This is a genomic window from Aequorivita capsosiphonis DSM 23843, assembly GCF_000429125.1.
Classification (GTDB): Bacteria; Bacteroidota; Bacteroidia; order Flavobacteriales; family Flavobacteriaceae; genus Aequorivita; species Aequorivita capsosiphonis.
In genome coordinates this window covers 156,757-180,906 of record NZ_AUBG01000006.1, presented here as the reverse complement: position 1 = coordinate 180,906, position 24,150 = coordinate 156,757, and the positions used below count along the sequence as shown (strand labels likewise).

Below are 24,150 nucleotides of genomic sequence, written 5' to 3'. Positions count from 1 at the left end.
TTCAACCTCACAGACGTTAGCGTTTGTGAGGTTTTTTTATAAAATGAATTCTGATTTTTTATAATAGACTTACTACTCAAATTACAACTCCTACGGCTTTATAAAGAAAGTTTATCAAGGCATTCCAAAGTTTTTCAAGGGTAACAATCAAAATACCTTTTAGAGTATTAATAAAATTGCGCGTCATTGCTTCTAGTCCGTCTAGAAAAAACTCGCGGAGATCTTCATCTATATCTCCTTTAGCAATTCCTTGCTGAATAATTTCTGTTTGAATGGCGATGGCTTCCACCTGCCGCTCACTGAAACCACGGACTTCGGAAATATCTTCTTGCAAAATACCGGAAGCGATACTTTTTATTTCGTTGATGATTGTAGCTACATTTTCGGCCATGACGTTAGCGTTTTAAAAATGATTCATAGGTGATTGCTTGATCCAAAAAGATTTCCACTTGCCCCTTAAAAGCTTTAATGGCGAATTCCCTTAAGCCTTTTTCTCTATCCGTTTGCTTCATTTTCTTGAAGGTGTTGGCTATCTGTTCAAAGGCGAAGGCACTTGGATAGTTGTCTGATATGGGTGCACTTCCCCGGTCCTGAAGCAATTTGTTTATCTTGTCCATTGCCATATTATTTGGCACTGGACGGGCTTTGGCTTGAAGTTTCAGTGATTCGAAAGCACCTATGAGTTGATCATAGCTTGGTTGTCTCATAAAAAAACTATCACTATCAGTTCCTTCATCAACTTCAGCAAAAAAGCGCATGGCCAAATCGCTGCTTTCAGTTACTTTTTCTACAATAGCTTGGTCATAAGCAGGTGCTAGCGTTGCCTGGCAGCCAAGCAATAAAACCAAGCTTAAAAGCGTAAAAAACGAGAAACGGATTTGAATAGATTTCATTCCTATAACTTTATAACCGACACTAAGTTAGTTATTTATAAGGAAATAGAAATCAAAACACGTTGTTTTTATAAAATTTTCAGCTCGTTGATTTTTTGATATACGCGGAAGGCGTAAAACCAGTGACATCCTTAAAAGCAGTTGTAAAACTACTTTGGGAAGCAAAACCACTCTCTTCGGCCAGATAACTTATCTTATAACTATGGTATTTGGGATCTGTCTGTAGCTTATCAAGGATATATTGAATGCGAAGCGAATTTATATAATTATTAAAAGTTTTATTTTTTGCTGAGTTGATAATAGTAGAAAGATAACGTGTGTTGGTATCCAACTGCTTTGCCAAGGTGGCAACACGCATCTGTTTGTCAAGGAATAATTCTGAATTTTCAAAATTTTTAAGTTTTTGCAGAATCTCTTCTTCCGTTTTATCGGAAATAACAATGCTTTTGGATGCTTCTTCTTCGGCAGGTTTGACGGGTTTATTCCTTGAGTAAACCTTGTATCCAAAATAAATCAACAACATTAAACACAAGAAGCCAATGGCAATTCCTATTCGTTTTTTTTCTAAATTATTTTCGGCATCAACAGCAATTTTTTTCTGTCTGTAAATATGCTGGAGTAAAGCTACTTTGGCCTGCCGCTGTTCTAGTTGAGCTCCTTTTTCTGCAGTATTTAGTTGTTTCTGAAAGTATATCAAACTGTCAGGATTTACGCTTTCTTCCCAGAAATCTATGGCGTTGTTTAAAAGAATCAATCGCAAATTGCTATCGAACAAATCTCGATTAGCACTTGCTTGAATCACACTATCTTCAATTTTTATGGAATCCAACAACTGAGAATATACCTCAGCAGAATTATTAAGTGAAGAAGTGGTATTTGGCTGGATGAGCTTATCAAAATATTTTTTAGCGGAGTCTTTTTGGAAAGAGTAGTAAAGTGTGCCTATTTGATATTGGAGCCAAGACCGACGCGCATCTTCACCATTCATCTCTTTTAGAATATTCTGTAAGCGATATATTTCGGCTTCGGGAGTTTTATCTTCTTTGTATTTATTTAAAAGCAATTGCAAATCAATGACATACTTTTTTTGTGCTTCAGTAGAAAGACGATTATAGCCAACTTGAGCTTTCTTAACTAGCTTTTCTCCTTCTAATTTAAGATCCAAATCACTGTAAAGCATCGCAAGTTCTCTCCAGTATTCAAATTTTAAGCTAGCATTTGATAACGGGGCTATTTCACTTCTAATTTCTTGGGATATTTCTACCGCTTCTTGGTAGCGAGCGAGCAAACGGTTAATTTGTATTCTCTTAATTTCAATGGCTATTGCCTCTTCATTATTGCTGTTTGTGAGCAAATAATCATAGAGTTTGAGCGATTTGAGCGGATCGTTAAAACGACTTTGATTAGCCTCTGCAAGCAATCTTTCTCTTTCTGAATTCTGGGAATAGGTTAGCGTTTCACTCAGAATTAAAAATAGAAAGAATAAAATAAATCTGAATTTCATAAGCTCCTTTGTTCGGAACTGCAAAACTACATCTTTTTAGCAAGGCTGCTCTTTTGCAATTTCATAAAAAAACTCCCCAATCATATTCAGATTGGGGAGTTTTGCAAACAAAGTAAATGAACAATTAATCGTAGTTATATTACTTTTTAATAAACTTTACCTGCTGCGAGGTTCCGTTTTCCATAGTAACTTTTGCAATGTATAATCCAGTTGCCAAGGCAGATACATCAATACTCTCCTGCACATTGCCTAAAATTTTATTGATTAAAAGAGTACCAGCTATGTTGTAAACCTGAATGTTTTTTGTTGCCATACTCGCTTTTATATTTACGAAATCAGAAGTTGGATTCGGATATAAAGCAAATTGAGTAGCTTCAGTTGGAGTTTCAACTCCTAAAATATCTTCGAAAGGAAGTCTGTAAAAATCTGTTAACAGGCCATCATTACCAGTTTCATACTGAAGGGTCATTTTATTAAAAGTACCATTACCGTCTGTAAGGAAAGTGGAACCAATGATATTGCCTATGCCTGTATCACCTCTGAATTCTACTAGATAATCTTCAGTATCTTTTGAAATAACTACGTTGTTAAAAACAGAACCATTGGCTTCCATTTCTTTATATAAATACATATAATACAACTCGTCATCATCAGCAAAAAGATTAGGAATCAAAGCATAACGCGTAAGTATTGGTTGAAAAAGAACCACGTCTTCCGGCAAAAGGAATCTTTGTCTGTTAAAAAGAGAACCATCTCTTTCATATTCGTTTACAACCCCATAAATATTGCCATTTTCTTCGTCTGGCGCACCTAGGCCAATTACAAAGTGGTAAGAATCGTCTGTTGGAATTCTGTTGAAATCATTAGATAATCTGTCGCCATTGTGCATAGCTTCTAAATTCAATTCAAATTCCCAGCTCTCAATATTGAAAAATGCCAAGTTCGTTGCCTCTCCATTTTCTCCCATCAAAAAGCCCAATTGGTTGTCTTGACCTTCTATGCTGTTCATTTCTTTAAAGCTATCAATGATATACTCATTAAGCTCGTGAATCATTTCACCATCTTCATTGGCAACCATATAGGTGCTCCACTCCGTGTCGTTAATCATATCGTAATAATAGATTCCGTAAGCCACTTCTAATTTACTGTCAGCATTAAAGATATTACTAGAAATATCGTAAGTCTGATCTCTATAAAAAGTTCCAAAATCGGCCATAGGGATCACAAATTCCCCAGCGTCTGGATAACGGGTATCAATATCTAAGGCCATCGTTTTAACTTCTTCCAAATTATAGTCCAGTAATTTGATTATTAAATTATTGTCTGGAAAAACTTCAAAAGTCATATTGTCCATAAACAAGTGTTTGTAACGAGCCACCGCAATATATTCCTCACCATCTACCGTAATATAATTGATTGGAGAACCTGAGAAGAAAATTAACAATTCTGAATCGAACGTATACGTGTCCACCGTTTCCCACGTAGCAACATCTATTGAATTTATGGATACCGTTGTATCATCGTCAAAATAGGTGAACAATTTATGATTGCCAGCTGCATCTATTTTAGCCTCTGCGGAAAAACCTGTCAATTTCTCAAGTATTTCGCCATTACTGTTTACAACCCAAACTTCCCAAACTTGATCGTCTGGCCCTGGATTTGTTCCTTCAAAATAATGAACATAAACCATAAACTCAGCATAACCATCATTGCTGAAGAAATTAGAAGAGTAATGGTTCATCACCTCCACCTGATTGGCAGATTCAGGAACTTCTATCGAAAAACTTTCTGCAATCTCAATATCTTCGTCATAGGTTTTAACGTTAAAATCATTGCCTATTCGCTGTGCAGAGAAAAGAACATCTCCACCAGTTTCTATATTGCTAATCACTCCCCAACGTGGAATGTCTATTTGTGCAAAAGGCTCAAGCTCATTATAAGTGCGTCCTGCAGTATTTCCTGAAGCAGCACCGCCGTTGTTGCTTTCAAAAGGAGAACTAATGGATTTTGGCCTGTTAAGCGTCTTCAAATCGAACTGTTTAAAAGCACGGGAAGGTTTGTCTGCCAATTTAATTGTATTTGCGTCCTGGGCTGGAGTTTCTGTGTTTTGTGAAACTGCAGCTGCAAAACTGAAGAGAAGGGATACGAGTAATAATTTCAATTTCATCTGTAAAAGTTTTAATTTAGAATTGTGATAATTTCAAAACAAAACAAGTAAAAACAATACCCAATAAAAAACTAGGAACTACCGAAATCAACGAAAATTACGTGAATTCATTAAACAAAAAACTCTTAAAAAACCTATATATAAAGGGATTAGGCAATTTGACCGAAAAATAGAATGCAAGAACGGAATTTAGGAAAATCTGAGAAAATGGTGCTTTTCAAGTAGCCATTTCCAAAAATAGTTGAAGAAAAATGAAGTGGATATTCATTTTTAAACTCATCTTTTCCTTGCCCATTGAAACAGTTCCCAAAAAGCAATGGCCGTGCTTAAAAGTAAAAGTGAATAAAGCAGGATATTTTCAATTCCGATATTATTTGTTGCTGGCGTCGGTTTCTGTTCCACAAATTGGAGTACTTGCTGAAATTGATGTTTTTCAAGATCGGTAATTTCCCTAGCAGACTTTTCGTATTTCTGATTGTAAAAATTGTACTTTTCCATAGCTCCCAGAACGAGATAATTATCCCGCAACAGAAGATATAATTCATTTTTTAACTTTGGGTGGAGCTTAGTATCTATTGTGGCCAATAATGCTTCGGCATCGTCTTTTGAATTTGTAAAATCTCCCTCCCGCGATTTTATCATTGCCAAACCCAATTCCGCTCTTTGCATATACTCCTCGAGGCCATTTTTTTGGGCAATATCAAGTGTTAAACGAAAGTTCTTTTCAGCTGCATTTAGGGCGTTGAGTTCGAGCAGGCAATTGCCCTTTTCCAGAAATACCAAAGCCAGATTATTTCTAGCAGCAGAATACTTTGGGATGGATTTATAGGAATCAATCGCCAAGTCATAGTTTTTAATGGCGTATTCACAATCAATTTCATCTTTATAACCGTTGCCTTTAATGGCGAAAATATTTCCGCGAGAAACGGCCATTCCTTCTTCAGATAAATTAGAATTTTGGATCAATACTTCTGCACTATCCAGGTATTCCCGAGAAATACCGTTTAAATGCGATACTTGATACTGCTCCCCCAAGAGTCCGAGCGCCCAGATTTTGTACTGGATATTTTCTGAAGTTTTTGCCAATTCAAAAGTTTCAGTAGCGTATTTTAAAGCCTCCCCACTTTGGTTAAGGGCCGTATAAGCATTGACTAAGGTTACAAGTGCGGTGATCTTTGTACTGGTATTCTTGGCATTTTTATAAACGAAAGCACTGATCTCTACCGCTTTTTCAGCATCTTGATAAACACTTAGATTGGCTTCTTGCAATTCCTTGGCAAATTCCTGTTCCTGTTGCTCCTGCGTTTGTGCCATTTGCGGCATTAGAAAGCAACACCACAGCAAAGCTAAGGTTGAAAATTTGAAAATAGGCATGCCTGTTTAGAGTTTTGATTTATGCTGGGGCACAAATATAACTTATAAACAGCATTTTTTTAGCCAACTTAGATTAATAGGAAGTGTCGATTATATTTTAGGTAGAAGATCGCAAAACCAAAATCCATTTTTTGATTCTCCGTGCGTGTATTCTCTATAAACTGTTTCTCCAATTTCAAAAGCTATTGGATTTTTAAAATAGGGCGCATCAAAACAAAAAGTGTGGAACTCTCCATTTTCACCGCAAGGATCAACTCCTTCTGGCAGATCGTCTAAAAACTCCTTATCGATTATTCTTCCCGCAAATGACGAGTCTAGCACGGCAGCATTTACGCAGACTACAATGGTTTTAAATCCCAAGGCGATAAATTCTTCCATCAACTGCAAAGTGTCTTTTTGCCACAACGGAAAAACTGTTTTTATGCCGAAAGGCTCCAACTGCTCCTCCCGATATTTCTTGAGATCTTCTAAAAGGATATCGCCAAATGCGGAATATTCAAATCCTTCGGCTTTTAATTGTTCTACTTTTTCACCCATCAGGTTTTCATATTCAACATTTGTGGGCTGTTCTGGCAGTTGAATTGTTCCGTGTGGAATCCCGATTGCATCAAATTGTTGCTGTAATAAATCTACAGATAACCCGTGCATACTTACCCGCTGAAAATGTGCATTGACGGAAGTAAGCAAATAATCTACCGTGTAATTTTTATCCTGCAGCAAGTAATATAATGCCAAAGCGGAATCCTTTCCAGTGCTCCAGTTGAAATATGTCTTTTTTTGATTTGGCATTCTTCTAAACTTAACTTTATTTCCTACTTTTCCTGACAAGTTCTTATCCGTTCTGAAACAAGTCAGTTCCAAGTTGCGAGCTTTATTCTTTTTAAAAAGGATTTGCGCAAAAATGATCTTCGATTAGTTGAAATTTAGTCTCAAATCTAACCTCTCACTTCTATAACTAGTTTTTCCTAGGTTATTAAAGCTTATTAATAATTAAATCTGCCAATTCAATCGCCTTCGCTTTGTTATCCGCAGGATCACTAGAAACCTTCACGTGCAGATGAACCATCGTTCCCTTTGCCAAAAAGGTAAGTTGGGACATTTTTTCTCCCCAAACCGCCATCCCGCCAATGCCGTCCTGCGCCTCTCCATCTTTATAAACATTCCCAGAGATTTCGAACATTTTTTCCGAAGCATCTTTAACTAATACAATGCTTGCCTCTGCGGGATAATCGAGACTCATCTCCCTTCCTGAAATATTTCGTTTTACATTAAACGTTACTGACTCCCATTCGTAAAAACAGGATGGGTAGGTTCGCATCACGTCTTTCATTTCTGTGGGAGCATCAGCAGGTATGCCCAATACTTCTTTAATTTTTGATTCGGAGACGAACTCACAAGGGGAGCTGGCAGTTTTGGTTGCGTCAGGAGTAGTTGCTTTTTCAGCTACACTCGTTTCGGTTTCGGCATTTTCTATTTTGGAAGTTTCAGAATTTCCGCAAGCTATTGCGAAAATAAAAACAGTAATTAATAAAAGTACTTTCTTCATAATGTTGGGTTTTTCAGTGTATGATAATGAATACTCAAGTTGAAATTGACCACTATCGCCAGCGTTTTAAATTCTCGCTATTTTCAAGAATTATGGTAGATTATTCTAAAGGGATGTTTATCAACTAAGGATTAAAAATACAAAATGAAATACAATTATAAAATCCCTTCAAATATACTGCAAACTCAACATTCTCGTGTGCAGAAACTTTAGCCTAGCTGGGAACAGTTATACCAACACACTGCCTACTGAAACTGCCTACTGCCACTAATTTTCTGAGCACCGATTACTGAATACGTTTCCCAAGAAGCTCCTGTCCTCCTTGAAATAAAGTTAAACTTTCAACCTTCCCAGCTTCATTCTTATTAAAAACAATCTGCGCGGTAACTACTTTTAAATAAAACTCGGTTTCAGATTTTGGAAAAATATCAAAAGCAGGTTGTCCCGTTGCTTGCGCTTTTAGCTGATCTCCTTCTTTGGTAACATTTAGAACAAATCCAGGTTTCAGTTCATACTCGCCAACATAGCTTTCCAAAATTGCATCCGGAACAGTTACATCTTTCACTATTCCTTCAGTTTCTACACCCAGCTTTTTTAGCATATCAATCCCGTTTTGGTTGGCTGGATTAAGTTCGATGGATTTTTTATAATTGGCAATCGCTAAGTCGTTCTTTCCCTGTTCCATTAACACCTCAGCATAACTGTCATACACATTTGAAGATTTTGGAAAGGCTTCCATATTCAGTTTAAAAATTGCTTCCGCTTCCTTCTTCTTTCCCGCTTGCAACAAACTGTAACCTGTGCTGTTCATTTCATCTTCATTTAACGAATATTCTTTTGAATCCTTATTTTTTTCGTAAAACACAAGTCCAGCCTTTAAGTTATTATTTATGATTTCATTATAAAGTGATTTTGCCAAGGATTTTTTCGGGAGATCATGCGGCTTATTGTATAAAATTCCAGCAACAGCCTTGGTGATAGCACCCAAAGGCGCTCCTCCGGTATTGTTCAAAAGAATAATAGTCGCCCTATCTTGTGGAATACGCGTTATATCTGTGTTAAAACCGTTAATTCCACCACTATGGGCAATAACTGCAACACTGTCTTTTGTACTTCCAATTGGCATCTTGCCTATTTCCCAACCATAGCCATAATATTGTCCAAAAGCAGGAATGTATTGTTTAAACAGCATATCTCTGTATTTCTTCGGAAGTAATTTTTCGGTGTATAATGCTTGATCCCACAAATAAAGATCTTCCACAGTTGAGTAAAGCGCCCCTGCGGCATAAGGCGAAGACATATCGATATAAGGCGCATTTTCAGGAACACTTCCTTTCATTTCATAACCAGAAGCTCGCTTTTTTAGAATAGTACTGTGATGATCATATCCTGAATCCTTCATTTTTAAGGGATCGAAAATTTTCTCCTGTAGAACATCTTCGTAAGATTTACCGGTCACTTTTTCAATGATAGCACCCAGCAAAACATATCCAGAATTACTGTATGCAAACCGCTCGCCCGGAGTAAACTCTAAGGGAGCATCTGCGAATAACTCCAACATTTCAGTAGGCGTATATGGATTTCGGCTCAGTTCTTTAAAGAAATTAGGGAAGGAAGTATAATTCGGAATCCCAGAAGTATGCGTCAGCAATTGATGAATAGTGATTTTATCGCCATTCACTTTTGAATAATCTGGAAGATATTTAGAAACCGTGGCTTGCAAATCCAACTTTCCTTCGGCTACCAATTGCATAATGAGCATACTTGTAAATTGCTTGGTGATACTTCCCAAACGGAATTTGGTATCAGGTGAATTTGGAATATCCCATTCCATATTGGCCATTCCGAAGCCTTTTTCATAAATAACTTTCCCTTTATCTGCCACCAATACCGACCCGTTAAATTGGCCGTATTCAGTGTATTTGTTTAAAAGCTCGTCTAATTGCGCCGTTTTTGTTTGTGCGAAACTAATGCTTAGCGTTGCCACAAAAGCGACTACCACAACTATGGCAGTTCTGCGAAAGGTGTTTGTTTTTGATTTCATGATTTGATTGATTTTTGATTGATAAATTATTTTGATTGTAAATAAGACGCATGAAAATAAGCTGTGTTACAACTGATTGCAATTAAATATTTATAAAACAAGATGTTCTGTCTTAAATTTTTAGAAGAAAACCACTTCTGAAACTAATTAAATTTCTCAACATAAACCTCCCCATCCTTCATCACAAATACCACATTGCTTAATGTCTCAAGAAAATCATTTGTTAAGCTTCCTTTCACTGCAATAATATCTGCATAAGCATTTGGCTTCAGCACCCCAATTTCATTTTCCTTATTAAAATGAAGCGCAGAAAGATAAGTGGCAGATTGCAAAATATCCAAAGGTTTCATCCTCATTTCAAAGTAGGCGCGGAACATATCTTTTGAAGAATTGCCACGCGTAACTTCTATGTCTGTATAATTATCAGAACCAGCAATTATAGTCACTCCCTTCGCTATTGCTCGCTTTAGCCTATCCTTCATTCTTTGTAGATAATTGTCAATCCATTCCACATCTGTCTCGTCAAAGCCGGCGAGTTTATTGTAGATAAGCGAATAAGCGCGACTGTTTTCTGTAGGTACAAGAAACACGTTTTTCTTCGCCATTAGGGTCAAAGTAGAATCGGCGAGATTGAACCCATGTTCAATGCCATCTACCCCTGCTTGTATTGCATTGTAAGCAGATTGGTTGGTAATGGAATGTGCAGTAACCGTGAGACCGGATGCATGGGCAGTCTTTACGATACTTTTCATTTCGGCAACGCTAAGTGCGGAATTATTCGGAATATTATCCGTAGCAATCTTTATTAAATCCACCTTCTGATTGACATGCTCGCGCACGGCATTTCTGGCGTCCGCCTCACTTTTTATAATTCTGTATTCCAAATCTATCAAATGTTGATGCGCAGGATTAACCCCATAAATCTGTCCGCCAGTAGCAGAAATAATAGGGCCTGAAGCAAAGATCCGCGGTCCTACAATCGTGCCTTCATTTATAGCATCTCGCAGCGCAACATCCAGAAAAAGTCCAGAATTACCTAAGTCCTTAATACTTGTTATCCCAACATCTAGATAAGACTTCGCTCTTTTAGAGCCTCTGAGTGTTCTTAAAGCCTCACTTTCCATAGTTAGCATTTGCATGCTATGCTCGGCAAAATCTTGATTGGCATCTTGCGAAAAAAGAACGTGCGTATGTGCGTCTATCAATCCCGGAAGGACAGTATAAGCTGTTAAATCTATGGTTTTTGAATTTTGGGGAATTGTACTATAATCTCCTATGCTTACAATTTTATTTCCCTTAACCGCTATTACTTTGTTTTTCTGCAAGGTGTTTTGCTCGCTATTGTATAAAAATCCAGCTTTTATGTAGGTAGTTTCCTGTTGTGCAAATGCTTGCTGCGCCGTGCAGAAAATGAGGCTAATGATTAAAAGGATGGCTTTTTGCATATTTGATAAGTTAAGAAAATCGGCTTCTTTTTAGATTTTCTAATATCAAATATACTACAAAGGGATTAGTTATCAATTGTTTGGCGTAGTGCGAAGTTGGAAAACAACAGTTGGTTAGTGATTGGATTACGAGCGAGAGGTTTGCGGCACTGTAGTCCGTGTATATGATTAGGACGGAAGATGTAGGTTACAAACTTTCGCCGTCTGGGGAATGTATCACTCGTAACCAAGTTTTTAGTTTTGAGCCTGATTGGATAAAAAATCGAGTTGAGCTTCTCTCTGTTTAGCTTGTTGTTATTTATATTCAATTATATCATTTAACAGGATTCTCCTATGGCTTCCCACTTTTTTAAACGGAATTTTTTGAGCTTCTAAAAGCTTGACTAAATGAGGTCTTGACACATTCAACATATCTGCAGCTTGCTGTGTACTTACTTCTGAATTTGAAGGAACAATTGAAATCGTTTTTCCTTCAGCCATATTCTGAATAATAGCAGAAAGTAATGTTAAAGCCTTTTTTGGAATAGTTATAAACTCTCCAGTTTCTTGTATTTTTATTTTGACTCCTTGCTTTGGAGAAGATTTAATACTTTCCGATACAACTTGAAATCCTTGTAATGAGCTTAAAGCAATCTTTTGATCTTCTTTTGTTGTTCTTTTGATTAAGGTTTACATAACTATTATTTTTAATTAAATTTAATCGAAATAATCGAAACAAACAAAATAATCGAAACGATATTTAAATAACGGATAAGGTCTGGTGTAAAGGCAGTATCGCGGAAATCATCTTGAGGTTCCTTTTAGATTTTATAGTCTCAAATTTACTGCAAAGTGACTTATTATCAATTTTTGCGTGCTAGTGTGAAGTTAAAAGTTTTAAGTTAAAGGAATGCTAGAATTTTCAATGCTAAAATTTAAATTAGTTTTTAAAAGCACTAAAGTATCTGAAAAGTTTTCTTGTATATGTTCCTCTTCAATGTAATGGAATATTCTTTTTTGCGTTAGTTTATGTAGTTGGCCTAAAAGTGTATGGAACAGTTATCCCAGCCACATAATTTCCTACCTTGCCAAATTATTTACAAAAACAATGTTACTAACACTTCAAATAATCGCGATACTCCAAGGGTTGTTTGTTCTTTCTGTTTTGTTTATCAATCGTAAAGACTATAAAAAGACAACCTTTTGGCTGTTATTCGGAAGTTTGGTGTCTGTGCTGTTCTATATTTTAGGAGATGACCAAAATAACTTATTCGAAGAGGGTGCAGATTGGTTCCTTTTTGACAATTCACTTTTTATAACTTTTCTTTTTCTATTTTTTAGATACTTCAAAAGCGGAAAAGAAAAATTCGCTAAAGTCGATTTCCTCTTTTTTATTCCCAATATCATTTACTTTTTAATAGAAGCCATTGAAATTAAAATGGATGAAGAAGATTTGATAGTTGAAATTTTTGAGATCCTCACCGAGTTCACTTTTGTAGTTTATTTGTCCATAATTATCTATTCAATTCTTACAACCAAAAAGAAACATTGGATAATTTATTTTGCTATTCCAATCGCAATTTTGTTTGTGCTTTCTTCCATAAATGAACTTTTAAAAGCATTCGAATTTTCAGAATTACCATTGTTTTATAATCAGGATTTCAACACCTATCTTTTATTGGTAGTTGCTTTTTTATTCTATTTTATTGCCTTTAAACTGTTGGGGAAAAGCGATGATATTTTACCTAAAACCGAAATAAGTAAGTACAAAAACTCCAATCTAAATCCTACGTTGATTGCCAAATACAAATCTGATTTAATCCAGTCAATGGAACAGGACAAGTTATATCTCAATGCCAAATTATCCATTCACGATGTTTCAGAAAAACTAAACATTCCACGTCAGTACATTTCCGAAGTTTTGAACGAACATATGGACGTTAGTTTTCAAGATTTTATTAATCAGTATCGAGTCGAAGAATTTATAAAAAGGTTAAAAAACCACCAGAATGACCATTTTACACTCTTAGCAATTGCTAATGAAGTAGGCTTCAACTCAAAATCCTCTTTTAACGCTACATTCAAGAAACACAAGGGCTTAACGCCTACGGAGTATAAGAAAACCCTGTCTTAAAACCGTCTACATGTACAGATAGCTTGTTCTGTACATCTTCCCTTAAATTTCCCTTACAAATTGTACGTCCTTTGAACAGTGAAAAACAATTTTCATCATGTTCAAATCATATTATTTACACGCCCTTTCATTTTTCTCATTCTTTTTTAGAGGTTCAATCCCTTTCTTTTTGTTCAGAAAACGAACAGTAGAAATTTCCTTTTTGGAGTAAAACATGAAAAAGCTATAATCAAAAAATTGAATGAATAATTTTATTAAAGGACGCCTTCAAAGTTTTAAATATGCCTTTAAGGGTTTCTATTTATTACTAACCACCGAAGACAGCATAATAGCTCAATTAATTGTTTTTTCGCTACTAATTTTATTAGGACTTTATTTAGGTATATCGAAACAAGAATGGATAAATCAAAGCCTTGGAATGGGTTTGGTTTTAAGTGTTGAAGGCTTAAATACTTCTTTAGAAAAATTAGCAGATTTTACCCATAAAGAGCACCATCCAAGAATTGGATTTATTAAAGATGTCGCTGCCGGTGCTGTGACATTCGCTGCTTTTACATTTTTAACAATTTTCCTAATCACCTATCTACCTTATTTCTTTTAACTATGCTTAACAAGATGAAAAATAGCCGCCTATCGGTTTTAAATTTGTTTGTTTTACAGTTTATAATTATTTCATTTATTCTAAGATTCGCATTTTATATTTGGTCTTTTTCTGCGATTGATTTTACCGTATTTGGATTTCTACGCATCTTATTTACAGGCGTGTTCTTTGATATCGGTGTGATTTCATTCTTCAGTATTTTTTACGTCCTTTACTTACTCTTGTTTCCGAATAAATATATTGGAAATATATTCGATAAAACCCTTACTTATGGGTTTTACTTTATAACTACGTTGATATTTACGTTTTCATTTTTTGCAGAATTTACATTCTGGGAAGAGTTTCAAAATCGATTCAATTTTATTGCTGTTGATTACTTGATTTACACCTACGAAGTTGTTCAGAATATAAACCAGTCATATCCTATACCGCTACTTCTTCTTATCATATTTTCACTTGTATTCCTTCAATTTTTGATTCTAAAAAAATTAGGCGCATTTCGTGTAACTTTTTCAACCAATAGAACCAAAGCTCAACATTTGTTCTTAATTACCGGACTTCTGATTCCTGTATTCTTTGGTTTTTTTATCCATAATTCTGATGCAGAATGGTCAAAAAATACATATGAAAATGAAATTTCAAAAGCGGGGATTTATTCCTTTTTTGCTGCTTTTCAAAATAATGAATTAAGCTACACCCAATTTTATTTAACGCAGAATATTGACCAATCTTTCAGCCGCTTAAAAGAAAAGCTAGTCACTCAAAACGCTACTTTTTTATCAAACGATAAATTCAGCATTGAAAGAAAGATAAAAAGTTATCATCCCGAAATAAAGCCAAATATCATTTTTATATGTTTAGAAAGCTTCGATGCTAATTTTTTAACGCATTTCGGAAACAAAGACAAGCTAACCCCAAATTTAGACTCACTACTTGATCAGAGTGTTTATTTTGAAAATATCTATGCCACCGGAACAAGAACAGTTCGAGGTATGGAAGCCATTATGCTTTCTGTTCCTCCGTCCCCAGGGAGAAGTATTGTTAAGCGTGAAGAAAACAGCAATTTATATAACATAGGGGATGTTTTTAAAGAAAAGGGCTACAGCCGAACCTTTTTCTATGGAGGTGATGGCTATTTTGACAATATGAACAACTTTTTTGGAGGTAATGGTTTTGATATTGTAGATAGAGGACGTGGCTATTTGTTTGACGATTCCTTTAAGGCAAAAAGAAAAAACATTGAAGATGAAGATGTACATTTTGAAAATGCTTGGGGAATTTCTGACCAAGATATTTATGCTCAGGTTATAAAAGAAGCTGACCTCAGTTTTGAAGTCAACAAGCCTTTTTTCAATTTTATTATGACCACCTCTAACCACAGGCCTTATTCCTATCCAGAAAACTCCATAGATATTCCTTCAGGTAACGGAAGAAATGGAGCGGTTAAATACACCGACTTTGCCATTGGCGAGTTTCTAAATAAAATAAAAGATAAACCTTGGTTTAGCAATACAGTCATTGCAATTATGGCAGACCACTGTTCAAGTTCAGCTGGAAGACGAGAGTTGAATGTAGGGAAATATCATATTCCGGCCATTATTTACAATTTGCCAAATACGCCAAACACAAAGATTAAAGCCCAAGCTTCTCAAATTGATTTTTTTCCAACTTTGTTTGGGTATCTAGGATGGGATTATACCTCTAATTTTTACGGAATGGACATAAACACCATCGATGTCTCACAACAAAGAGCTTTTATTGGCAACTATAGAAAACTTGGATTGTTAAGAGGTAATAACTTGAGCATATTAGGCGATCAAAAGAAGTCCTATTTCTATAGATACGATAAAAAAACGAACGCATTAATCTCTGAAAATAGCAACTCTAAACGTTTACAAGATATTATTGATTATTACCAAACGAACGATTATAGATACAAAAACAAGTTGATGAATCATAAATAAGACGTGTCTTACTTTAAGGCTTTATCAAATGGAATTAAGGAAAATTTATATCAATTAAATAATGAAATGGAAAAAATCAACGAATCAACAAGTAATTTAAACAAGGTAGCGAAGATTACTTTGCTATTTTGGGTTATGAAAATCATCGCTACAACTTTAGGTGAAACTTTAGGCGATTTATTGGCACAGACACTCCAATTAGGCTATGCTTTTGGACTGGGAATTACAGGGGTGTTTTTTATTCTTGTATTATTTATCCAATTAAAGGCTAAAAAGTATGTTCCTATTTTGTTTTGGTTGGTTATAGTGGGCACAACAACCGTTGGCACGGAAGTATCAGATTTTATGGACAGAACGCTTCATCTAGGTTATCTGGCCGGTTCTTTAATTTTGATAACTTTGTTGCTAAACACATTATGGATTTGGCATAGAACTATTGGTAAAATTGAGGTTTATCCTATTTTCAATAGAAAAGTAGAACTATTTTATTGGACTGCAATTCTCTTTTCAAATAGTCTTGGTACTGCTTTTGGCGATTTTTTAAGCGATAATGTGGGATTGAGTTATTTGCAAGGTGCAATGGTAACAGCTGGAGTTATTATAATAGTTGTTCTGTTGCATTATGTAACAAAAATAAACTATATTATTTTGTTTTGGATTGCCTTCATCTTCACGCGTCCATTTGGTGCCACTTTCGGCGATTTGCTTACCAAACCCATTGCACAAGGTGGTTTAAATCTAGGTACAATTCCTGCTACTTTAATAAGTATTACTATTTTAGGGCTTTTGGTGTTTTACAGCCACAAAAAGAAATTGGATTAGAATGGAAAATGACATATTGAAAACGGTTAGAAGCTATTGCGAAGAATTATTGAATAAAAGCAGGTGTAAATCATTGCAATTCCATAATTACCAACACACTTTAAATGTTGTGCAAAGTGTTGAAGTAATTGCAGTAAAATCTCAATTAAGTGAAGAAGATTTAGAACTGGTTTTAATTTCAGCTTATTTCCACGATGTTGGAAATATCGAAACTAATAGACAACACGAAATGTTGAGCTGTTCTATCGCTCGAAAATTTTTGGAAAAAGAAAACTATGCGGAAGATAAAATTAAAACAATCGAAAAGATAATTTTGGCAACCGAAATTAATAGAGAACCAACCACCTTATTGGAGGAAATTATCTGCGATGCAGATTTAGCACATTTAGGAATGGCCTCTTTTTTAGAACAAAATCTTCAATTGCGAGAAGAATGGGCAAACTTTTTGGGATTGATATTTACTGATGAAGAATGGACGGATCTAAATCTTAAATTTTTAAAAACGCATCATTTCTATACAGATGTTGCTCGTGAACTTTTCGCCAAACAGAAATCAGAAAACATACTTAAGTTCCAACAAACAATTTTTAAATGACCTATGATCAATTGCTTGATGAGGTTCTGGAGTTGGCAAGTGATAATTGTTTGGTCCTTTGTTTTCAAAATATATTTCTTTTCAGATTATTCAAAATTATCTAACATAAAACCGATAAATTGAAAACTCAAAAATGATTAACAGTTCAAATTCGGTTATATCCATATATTATTTAAAATCAATCACCATTTCCCCTGAGTTAAAATCACCTATGTCTAAATACATTCCATTTGATCCTGCAAAATACTTAGATTTATTTCGCAACGCAATCTCTTCAAACAAATCATTTCTTAAGAATTGTATATTATCAATTCTTGACTGGTTATACTCTTTATTTAGTGACTTCAGCCTTCTTTTTATTTTCAATTCTACATTTTCTTTATCAGTTGATTCCTACTCATAAGCCAGTTCAGAAAAACAGATAAAATTGTAGGTTTCTTTACGTTCGCACATAGAATAAATCTTTCATATCCCAAAATACAGGTAAGACTTTGTACTTTTTGCGACTCTCAAATCTCAAGTCTAAAATCTCACAACTCAAAACTCAAAACTCTAAAACTTCCCACTAATCAATTTTGCCATTTTAATAACCTCATCTTTATTGACAGCTTCATCGGAGGAAGTTCTTAAATACACGTGAACCAAATACCCATCTGCCAGAAATGTAACTTGGCGTTTTTTGGCGCTCCATTTGGCCATTTCCCCAATTCCCTCAAGGCTTACACCATCTTTATAATAGGAGGTGGCTTGTTCAAATTGTTTATCGGTCATGTCCTTTAGCATAGTAATATACATCTCTTTAGGTTGACTGATACTCTTCTTTGTTTTTACAATTCCAGGAAGCTCAACAGTGCCAGAAAAAGGAACTGATTCCCACTTATACTTGCACATGGGAAAAGTTCTTTCCTTTTCCTCCATGGTAGTTTCTGCATCTGCTGGAATTCCTAAAGCGTCTTTAATTTCGGATTCGGATAGTATTTCGCAAGGAGAATCAATTTCAGATTTAAAAATGGAACTACTGATTCCTTCTTTTGATTTTTCAGAATTTCCACAGGAAATGTTTAGAATGAAGATTGTGAATAATAGAAGTGATCTTTTCATAATTTGGGGTTTTAGTTAGTAGCCCATAAATTACAAAATGCATCTTCCAATCGCAAACCTCAGCAAAACAAGATGTTGATGAAAGAAGAATTCATCAAAACAGTCTATCCCTTTTAGTGTAGAAATGACATTAAAAACGAAGAACATCCGTCTCAAATCTCATGTCTCATGTCTAAGAAAACCTATTTCCCACTTCTAAACCGCAATTGCTTAAAGCTTATCTTGTCGAAAGTAAGTCCTCCAACAATAAGGAAAAGCCCAATAATTGTTGGGAGTCCGATGGGTTCTTCCAACACAAAATAGATTACAACCAAAGATAAAAACGGCACCAAATAAACAAAATTACTCACCTTAGCAGCCGTAGTTGATTTTTTAAGGGCAATGGACCAGATAACAAAAGTAATCCCCATTTCGAAAAAGCCTACATATACGGCTCCTCCAAAAGATTTTAAGTCGATAAAGACTATTTCTGAAGTAAGGAGTATGGCAACAAGGATATATATAAACCCGAAGAAAAAATTGAGGAAGAGTTTACTGAGTTCATCGCGTTCATCTTTAATATTAAAAATCCAAAACAAGGCCCAGATAATAGCAGAAGCTAATCCGAAAATCACACCTTGCCCATTGGTAAACGATAGGTTAATCAGGTTTCCTCCAGTGGCAATAATTAGTACTCCAATAAAGCTAATGCCAATTGCGACTATATTTTTAAACCCTATTTTTTGTTTGAGCAAGGGCACCGCCAATAAACTGAGCATTATTGGCCAAGTATAATTAAGGGCCTGCGCTTCTTGGGCAGGCAACAGTTCATAGGCCTTAAACAAAACGATATAATACAAAAACGGATTTACGGCACCATAAAAAGCTGAATTCAGAAAAGCTTTTGCAGGGAGTTTAGCCAAATTAACATATTTCTTAGTGACTAACATGAGAATACTCAATGTCAATAAAGCAGTTGCAGAAGACCAAAACAGCAATTGTAAGAAGCTATAGCTTTGCAACGCTATTTTCATACTGGTTGCAACCGTACTCCATAAAACAACAGCGACGCCCGCATAGATATAGGCCTGTTTTTGATTTTTCATTTAAGTCTTATTAAGAAGTTTAAATGTATGATTTATAAAAAGACTGTCCAAAGAGTAGGCAACGTTAAAACACCATCTTATAAGGTCGTTCAATTATATCGTGTAATTCTTGAATTCCCATCAGTCTAACTTTCCTTAAAAACTCTTTTCCTTCAAAGAAAACCAATAAGGTTGGCGCAGAGAAAACACCGTACTCTCCAGAAACTCCAGGAGATTTATCAATTTCTATGTGAATAAATTTTGCAGCTGGAAATTCTTTAGAAAACAAGGCCTCCACTTTCGGTCTTAAAGCGTGACAAACCCCACAATTGTGCGCAGAAAAGTAAACCGCTACAGCTGGTTCCGATGCAATCAATTTATTTAAAGTTTCAACATCCATTGTTTAAAAATTTGTAACTTTTCAATTTTTCCCGTTAGAACTCCAGACTTCTCTTAAGAAATAGTTCTTATCGTTTGGCCTTAATATTCGTTTTTCAAAAAGTAATAATTTAGTCTACCATCTAATTGGTTTTGAAACAACTTGATAGTTAAACTAAAATATTCAAAGATAAAGATATGACTAAACGATTCTGTACTAATACTATAACGCATTCAAAACAGACTAAAAGTCTATTAGATTCGTGAAATCTATTTACGTCATCATTATAAGGAAAGAATGAACCGGCTAGCAGATTCGTGAAAATTAGTGCCATTCGAGGCTGAACTTTGGGCCCAAGTTAAAGTAAGTTCGAAACCTCGGAACTGTTTTCAATCCAACTATTCATTTTGAGAATCTTCGTTTTCATTGCTAGGATTGTTCATTCTAACAAAATTATAAACCCCTTTCCCTTCGGCGATTAACTTATCATTTTGAAATGCTTTCATTCTGGCAACAAGGATTCTATTACCAAACCGAATGATTTTACCTTCCACCATAATCGCTTCAGGTTCGGCGCCTCGCAGGTAATCTACTCTTAAATCGATAGTGGAGATTTTATCTTCAAGGGAAGTAAAATGCGTCGCGCCAATCACGCCACCTACGGAATCCATAACAGTTGCAATAACACCGCCGTGCCATCGGTTATTTCTAAAATCGCCCACCAATTCCTTTCTAAAAGGCACCGTAATCCTGACGAAATTTTTTTCGAGTAGTTCAATTTTTAATCCCAAAAACTTATGCATTGGGATGCTATCTTCAAATGTATATTTTATTAATTCAAAATTATCTTCGTGCATTTTAGCTCTATATTTTATAAGTCCCTATTTTCTAAATCTTTATATTTTTTAAAGTGAAGACTCTATTTTCAAATTCCTCCAAATGTAAAAATAAAGCCGCAATTACTATTCCTAGATGATGAAACAATGTTTAAGACTATTGAATCAAATATCCTTACTTAAGAAATAAAGAAGTAAATTGACTACTATTCCCAGCACCAAACTTTAGCAGAGATCAATATCTTTGTTTTTATAAATTCCAAAATCGATGCGCTTTCAATATCTCTTTCATTGTGGACTTTTCTTTATTCTCGCGCTTTTTGCAGCCACCTCTTTTGCCCAGCCAGGTGACTATTCACTTTATCAGGTTCCAAGCGATACCATTTGGGAAAAGAATCAAATCTTGGTTTTAAATGCTTCCAAGGATACTCTAGAAATAAGTAAAATAAAAAACGGAAAGAAACATGGAGTCCAAAAGCTATTTCGTGGCAATGGAAACTTGAGTGCCATCGCCCATTTCAAAAAAGGGTTGTTATCCGGTAAAAAAGAATATTTCCAAAGGGATGGATCCCGCCAAATAATTGAACATTACAAATCCATTCCGAAAGATGATAAGTCGGTGCTGGATGGAGTTCGAAAAGTCTATCAAAACGACGAGGTGCTAGTTGACAAAACCAACTATAAAAATGGAAAAAAAGATGGACAATATTGGCTTTATAATCCGAACGGAAGTCTGAGGGAAAAAGGGAGATTTAAAAACGGACTCCATATAAATAAAAAGAAAACTTATGATGCCAGCGGAATTCTACTGCGTGATGAGAACTTTATCATACATACCAACGAAGAAGGAAAAGAGGTCTCGGTTTTGGACGGCAGAATAAAATATTTTTATAATAACGGCAATATTTCGTCTGACTGTTATTACAAAAAAGGCAAGAAAGAAGGCATCTGTAAAGAATACAACAAGAACAAAACCAACTCTTTAAAATCTGAAATTTCCTATAAAAACGATTTGCAACACGGCCCTTACTCCAATTTCGGCTATGATGGAAAGCCACAACGTAAAGGAATATTCTACCAAGAAATAATGGTGAACGATAGCATTCTCAAAAATGTTTATGAGGGTGAAATAATTGTTTACCAACAAAACGGAATGAAAGAACGAGTGGAACACTGGAGAAATTATAAGAAAAATGGCCCACTGGAATCATTTTTTCATAAATCGGGAGAACTATATAAACGTGAAAACTACACGGACGATCTAAAAGATGGAATGGAAGAACGCTGGGACAAGGAGGGAAATTTAGTTTACCAAGCCTATTTTGAAATTGTAGAAGTGGACCAAAAGCGTATTTCTCAGCAAACGGGAACAGAAACAACTTGGCAGGATGGTGCATTGAAAAAAAAGGCCGAATGGAAAAACGGACTCTTAAACGGGGTTCTTAATGTCTATTATGCCAATGGTCAACTTGAAAAAACAATGTTTTATAAAGATGGCGTGCTCGACGGAAAACTTGAAAATTTTTATGAAAACGGTTCCCTTCATCAAGATTTCAACTATCAATCCAATGCAAAAGATTCTAAATATATAGGATGGAATAAAACCTACGACGAAAACGGAAAAATATCGCGAAGGTTTTATGCCAAAGGCGATGGAGATAATATCATAGAGGAAAATTTTGAGAATGGATTGCGAAAAAGTTTAAATGTAATCGGCGTATTTAAACTGGATTTTTTTCCAGAACAAAAACTCGCCGATGTACTTTGGATGAACAATTCTTCCCATCCGCTATATGGCTATGATTTTTTTAGCAACCAGCAACTCAGAAGGATTCACTTTATTGCCGAAGATGATTATAACCTACAAACGGCAAGTCTAACCCAAAATGGCAAAGTTGTTCAAGTATTAACGAATGGTAGATTTGAAGAAGAGAAGCAAAAAAAGCTAATTAAAACATCTGCCGAAATTACAAAAAAATCCAATCCGCAATGGTTTACTGAAGACTTGGTTACAACCGCCGAAACAAAAGGCAAACACCATTGGAAATATGCAGATGGCAGCCCATTTTTCAGCATTGAATTCGACAAAGGTTTACCAAATGGAAAATGGATAGTTTACGACGCTGTTTCCAAGGACACACTTATACATTATGAATTTGAGCACGGAAAACCGGTAGGAACTTGGTTGAAAAAGAAATCCGGAGGAATCGTAATGAGTAGCCAAGAATATTATCCAAATCATCGCGTAAAAGAAGCATTTCTATATGATGAATTTGGAAAACTAATTAGAAAATCCACCAACGACTCCTTAGGCAAAACCGATTTAAATTTTGAGTATTACCCAAACGGGAAATTAAAGGAATTGCAAAATTACAGCAACAACACCTCTCTTCATCTTGAGGCTACAGGTGACACGCTTTCCAGTAATTTGCTAAGTATAAGAAAAGATACTATTCGCATTTCGAAAAGTTTTTATTCGGGAAATAGACTGAGAAATGTTCGAGAAATAAACCTTCGAACTGGAGAAGGCGAATCAAAAGCTTATTTTGAAAACGGGCAAATGCGAACTTTTCATCAAATGAAAGATGACGAACCCAATGGTGTTTACGAACTCTATGATGAAGCAGGGAAGTTACTCACAAGAGGTCATTTTAAATCCAGAAAACGAGATGGGGAATGGATCAACTTCAATGTTAATGGAAAAGATGAAATATTGCATTATAATGAAGGGGAAATTATAATTTTTGCTGAAGATGAAGCCGATTGCGCTTGCTACGATAGATCTTTACCCAACGAGCAAATTAAGTTTGCCCAAACCCTATCATCAGTAAGTGATTATAAAAAAATTGCATCTTATTTCCCTGATTACCTTCTTCCTTTTGAAGACTTAAACTACGATAAGATTTTTTTTATCAATTTCCGCTCAGACAATGATCAAAGCGCGGGTCATTCAAGTATGAAACTACTTTTATTTAAAGAATTCTCATTTTACCTGCCGCTGGCCAAACATATTAAAATCAATCTCAATCCGTGTAAAACCGAAGGCTATATAAGTAACTTCGATGTCAATTTTAATTATTATTACAATAAAAACGAGATTATCTATGGAAGCCTTCAACCTAATCGGATTGCAATTAGTTTAGAAAACAGTCCTTTAAAAAGCTCCTCAAACAATAAAGAATTTACCGGCTACTTCGACACCAAATCCATTAATCTACGGAAGGAGAAACTCGATGTAAACTATGCAACTGATAAAAATGCCTGCTTTACCCCTGGCATCATAAAAGATTTTATTAAGGTAGAAGTAATAAAGGCAGAACCGCGAATAGAACCAGAATTGACTTCTTGGCATCCTCGAACTTCAGATTTTCCATTGATAAAAAATGAAATAGACAGGTTTTATGGTTTTGAAATCACAGAAGCTAAGCTACAATTCACTTACACAAACAATGAGAAAAATATCCACCTAAAAGCTAAGACTACTGAAATGTTAGCAGGTTCCAATTTTGTTGCCGCTGAAATAGAGATTGAAGGGAAAACAGCTGGTGAAAATAAATTCATTCCGAACAATTCAATCGAAATCATCAATTTTGAAGATTTAAAACGTTTTTTGGAAAGTAAAGGTTTCTACAGAATTCGAATCAACTTCAGTGAAGAAAAGCAAAAACTAATCCTTCAGTTTTATTCAGAAAATTAAGCAAC

General features: G+C 35.2%; 21 protein-coding genes. 6 read left to right on the top strand and 15 right to left on the bottom strand.

Translation table 11 applies throughout. The annotated features are described in order from the left end of the window. Positions 1–76 precede the first annotated feature (76 nt). The 10 genes from G440_RS0105275 to G440_RS21395 all read right to left on the bottom strand — a co-directional run bounded on the left by G440_RS0105275 (position 77) and on the right by G440_RS21395 (position 11,453). Positions 77–391, bottom strand: a complete 315-nt coding sequence (locus G440_RS0105275) for a hypothetical protein (protein WP_026450345.1) — start codon at positions 389–391, stop codon at positions 77–79. 4 nt (positions 392–395) lie between these two features. After that, complete coding sequence (locus G440_RS0105270; RefSeq protein WP_026450344.1) at positions 396–893, bottom strand: hypothetical protein; 498 nt, start codon at positions 891–893, stop codon at positions 396–398. A gap of 79 nt (positions 894–972) precedes the next feature. Next, complete coding sequence (locus G440_RS0105265) at positions 973–2,397, bottom strand: helix-turn-helix domain-containing protein (protein WP_026450343.1); 1,425 nt, start codon at positions 2,395–2,397, stop codon at positions 973–975. A 139-nt stretch (positions 2,398–2,536) separates the two neighbouring features. Next, positions 2,537–4,564: a T9SS type A sorting domain-containing protein gene (locus G440_RS0105260; protein WP_026450342.1), complete on the bottom strand. Its 2,028-nt coding sequence runs from the start codon at positions 4,562–4,564 to the stop codon at positions 2,537–2,539. 276 nt (positions 4,565–4,840) lie between these two features. Continuing rightward, a complete protein-coding gene (locus G440_RS0105255; protein ID WP_157417869.1) occupies positions 4,841–5,878 on the bottom strand; it encodes a hypothetical protein in 1,038 nt (345 codons plus the stop codon). Between the two features lie 150 nt (positions 5,879–6,028). Further along, a complete protein-coding gene (locus G440_RS19520) occupies positions 6,029–6,727 on the bottom strand; it encodes a Dph6-related ATP pyrophosphatase (RefSeq protein ID WP_034259083.1) in 699 nt (232 codons plus the stop codon). Between the two features lie 184 nt (positions 6,728–6,911). Beyond that, positions 6,912–7,484 (bottom strand): hypothetical protein, encoded by a 573-nt coding sequence (locus G440_RS0105245; protein ID WP_026450340.1) that lies wholly within the window; start codon positions 7,482–7,484, stop codon positions 6,912–6,914. A 286-nt stretch (positions 7,485–7,770) separates the two neighbouring features. Then, positions 7,771–9,528, bottom strand: a complete 1,758-nt coding sequence (locus tag G440_RS0105240) for a serine hydrolase (RefSeq protein ID WP_026450339.1) — start codon at positions 9,526–9,528, stop codon at positions 7,771–7,773. A 143-nt stretch (positions 9,529–9,671) separates the two neighbouring features. Next, positions 9,672–10,973 (bottom strand): amidohydrolase family protein, encoded by a 1,302-nt coding sequence (locus G440_RS0105235; RefSeq protein ID WP_026450338.1) that lies wholly within the window; start codon positions 10,971–10,973, stop codon positions 9,672–9,674. Positions 10,974–11,267: 294 nt separating this feature from the next. Beyond that, the gene (locus G440_RS21395; protein WP_211228191.1) at positions 11,268–11,453 is read right to left on the bottom strand and encodes an excisionase family DNA-binding protein; all 186 of its coding nucleotides are present in this window, start codon (positions 11,451–11,453) and stop codon (positions 11,268–11,270) included. 607 nt (positions 11,454–12,060) lie between these two features. Between G440_RS21395 and G440_RS0105225 the strand changes: the two genes are divergently transcribed. The 5 genes from G440_RS0105225 to G440_RS0105200 all read left to right on the top strand — a co-directional run bounded on the left by G440_RS0105225 (position 12,061) and on the right by G440_RS0105200 (position 17,068). Beyond that, positions 12,061–13,086 carry a helix-turn-helix domain-containing protein gene (locus tag G440_RS0105225; protein WP_026450337.1) on the top strand — a complete coding sequence of 342 codons (1,026 nt, stop codon included), beginning with the start codon at positions 12,061–12,063 and terminating at the stop codon, positions 13,084–13,086. Between the two features lie 241 nt (positions 13,087–13,327). Continuing rightward, positions 13,328–13,687 carry a diacylglycerol kinase gene (locus tag G440_RS0105215; RefSeq protein ID WP_026450336.1) on the top strand — a complete coding sequence of 120 codons (360 nt, stop codon included), beginning with the start codon at positions 13,328–13,330 and terminating at the stop codon, positions 13,685–13,687. A gap of 14 nt (positions 13,688–13,701) precedes the next feature. Beyond that, on the top strand, positions 13,702–15,651 hold the full coding sequence (locus tag G440_RS0105210) for an LTA synthase family protein (RefSeq protein WP_245574829.1): 1,950 nt from the start codon (positions 13,702–13,704) through the stop codon (positions 15,649–15,651). Between the two features lie 66 nt (positions 15,652–15,717). Continuing rightward, positions 15,718–16,473, top strand: coding sequence for a COG4705 family protein (locus tag G440_RS0105205; protein ID WP_026450334.1), 756 nt, complete (start codon positions 15,718–15,720; stop codon positions 16,471–16,473). Between the two features lies 1 nt (position 16,474). Further along, entirely contained in the window at positions 16,475–17,068 is a 594-nt protein-coding gene (locus G440_RS0105200; protein WP_026450333.1) for an HD domain-containing protein, read from the top strand. A gap of 168 nt (positions 17,069–17,236) precedes the next feature. On the opposite strand, the gene G440_RS21180 is transcribed toward G440_RS0105200, so the two are convergent. The 5 genes from G440_RS21180 to G440_RS0105180 all read right to left on the bottom strand — a co-directional run bounded on the left by G440_RS21180 (position 17,237) and on the right by G440_RS0105180 (position 20,469). Next, on the bottom strand, positions 17,237–17,434 hold the full coding sequence (locus tag G440_RS21180) for a hypothetical protein (protein ID WP_157417867.1): 198 nt from the start codon (positions 17,432–17,434) through the stop codon (positions 17,237–17,239). A 186-nt stretch (positions 17,435–17,620) separates the two neighbouring features. Continuing rightward, the gene (locus G440_RS0105195; RefSeq protein ID WP_026450332.1) at positions 17,621–18,169 is read right to left on the bottom strand and encodes a hypothetical protein; all 549 of its coding nucleotides are present in this window, start codon (positions 18,167–18,169) and stop codon (positions 17,621–17,623) included. Positions 18,170–18,351: 182 nt separating this feature from the next. Continuing rightward, entirely contained in the window at positions 18,352–19,254 is a 903-nt protein-coding gene (locus G440_RS0105190; RefSeq protein ID WP_026450331.1) for a DMT family transporter, read from the bottom strand. Positions 19,255–19,318: 64 nt separating this feature from the next. Beyond that, the gene (locus tag G440_RS0105185) at positions 19,319–19,633 is read right to left on the bottom strand and encodes a thioredoxin family protein (protein WP_026450330.1); all 315 of its coding nucleotides are present in this window, start codon (positions 19,631–19,633) and stop codon (positions 19,319–19,321) included. Between the two features lie 377 nt (positions 19,634–20,010). Then, positions 20,011–20,469 (bottom strand): hotdog fold thioesterase, encoded by a 459-nt coding sequence (locus G440_RS0105180; RefSeq protein WP_026450329.1) that lies wholly within the window; start codon positions 20,467–20,469, stop codon positions 20,011–20,013. Positions 20,470–20,716: 247 nt separating this feature from the next. On the opposite strand from G440_RS0105180, the gene G440_RS0105175 reads away from it, so the two are divergent. After that, positions 20,717–24,145 (top strand): toxin-antitoxin system YwqK family antitoxin, encoded by a 3,429-nt coding sequence (locus G440_RS0105175; protein WP_026450328.1) that lies wholly within the window; start codon positions 20,717–20,719, stop codon positions 24,143–24,145. Positions 24,146–24,150 lie beyond the last annotated feature (5 nt).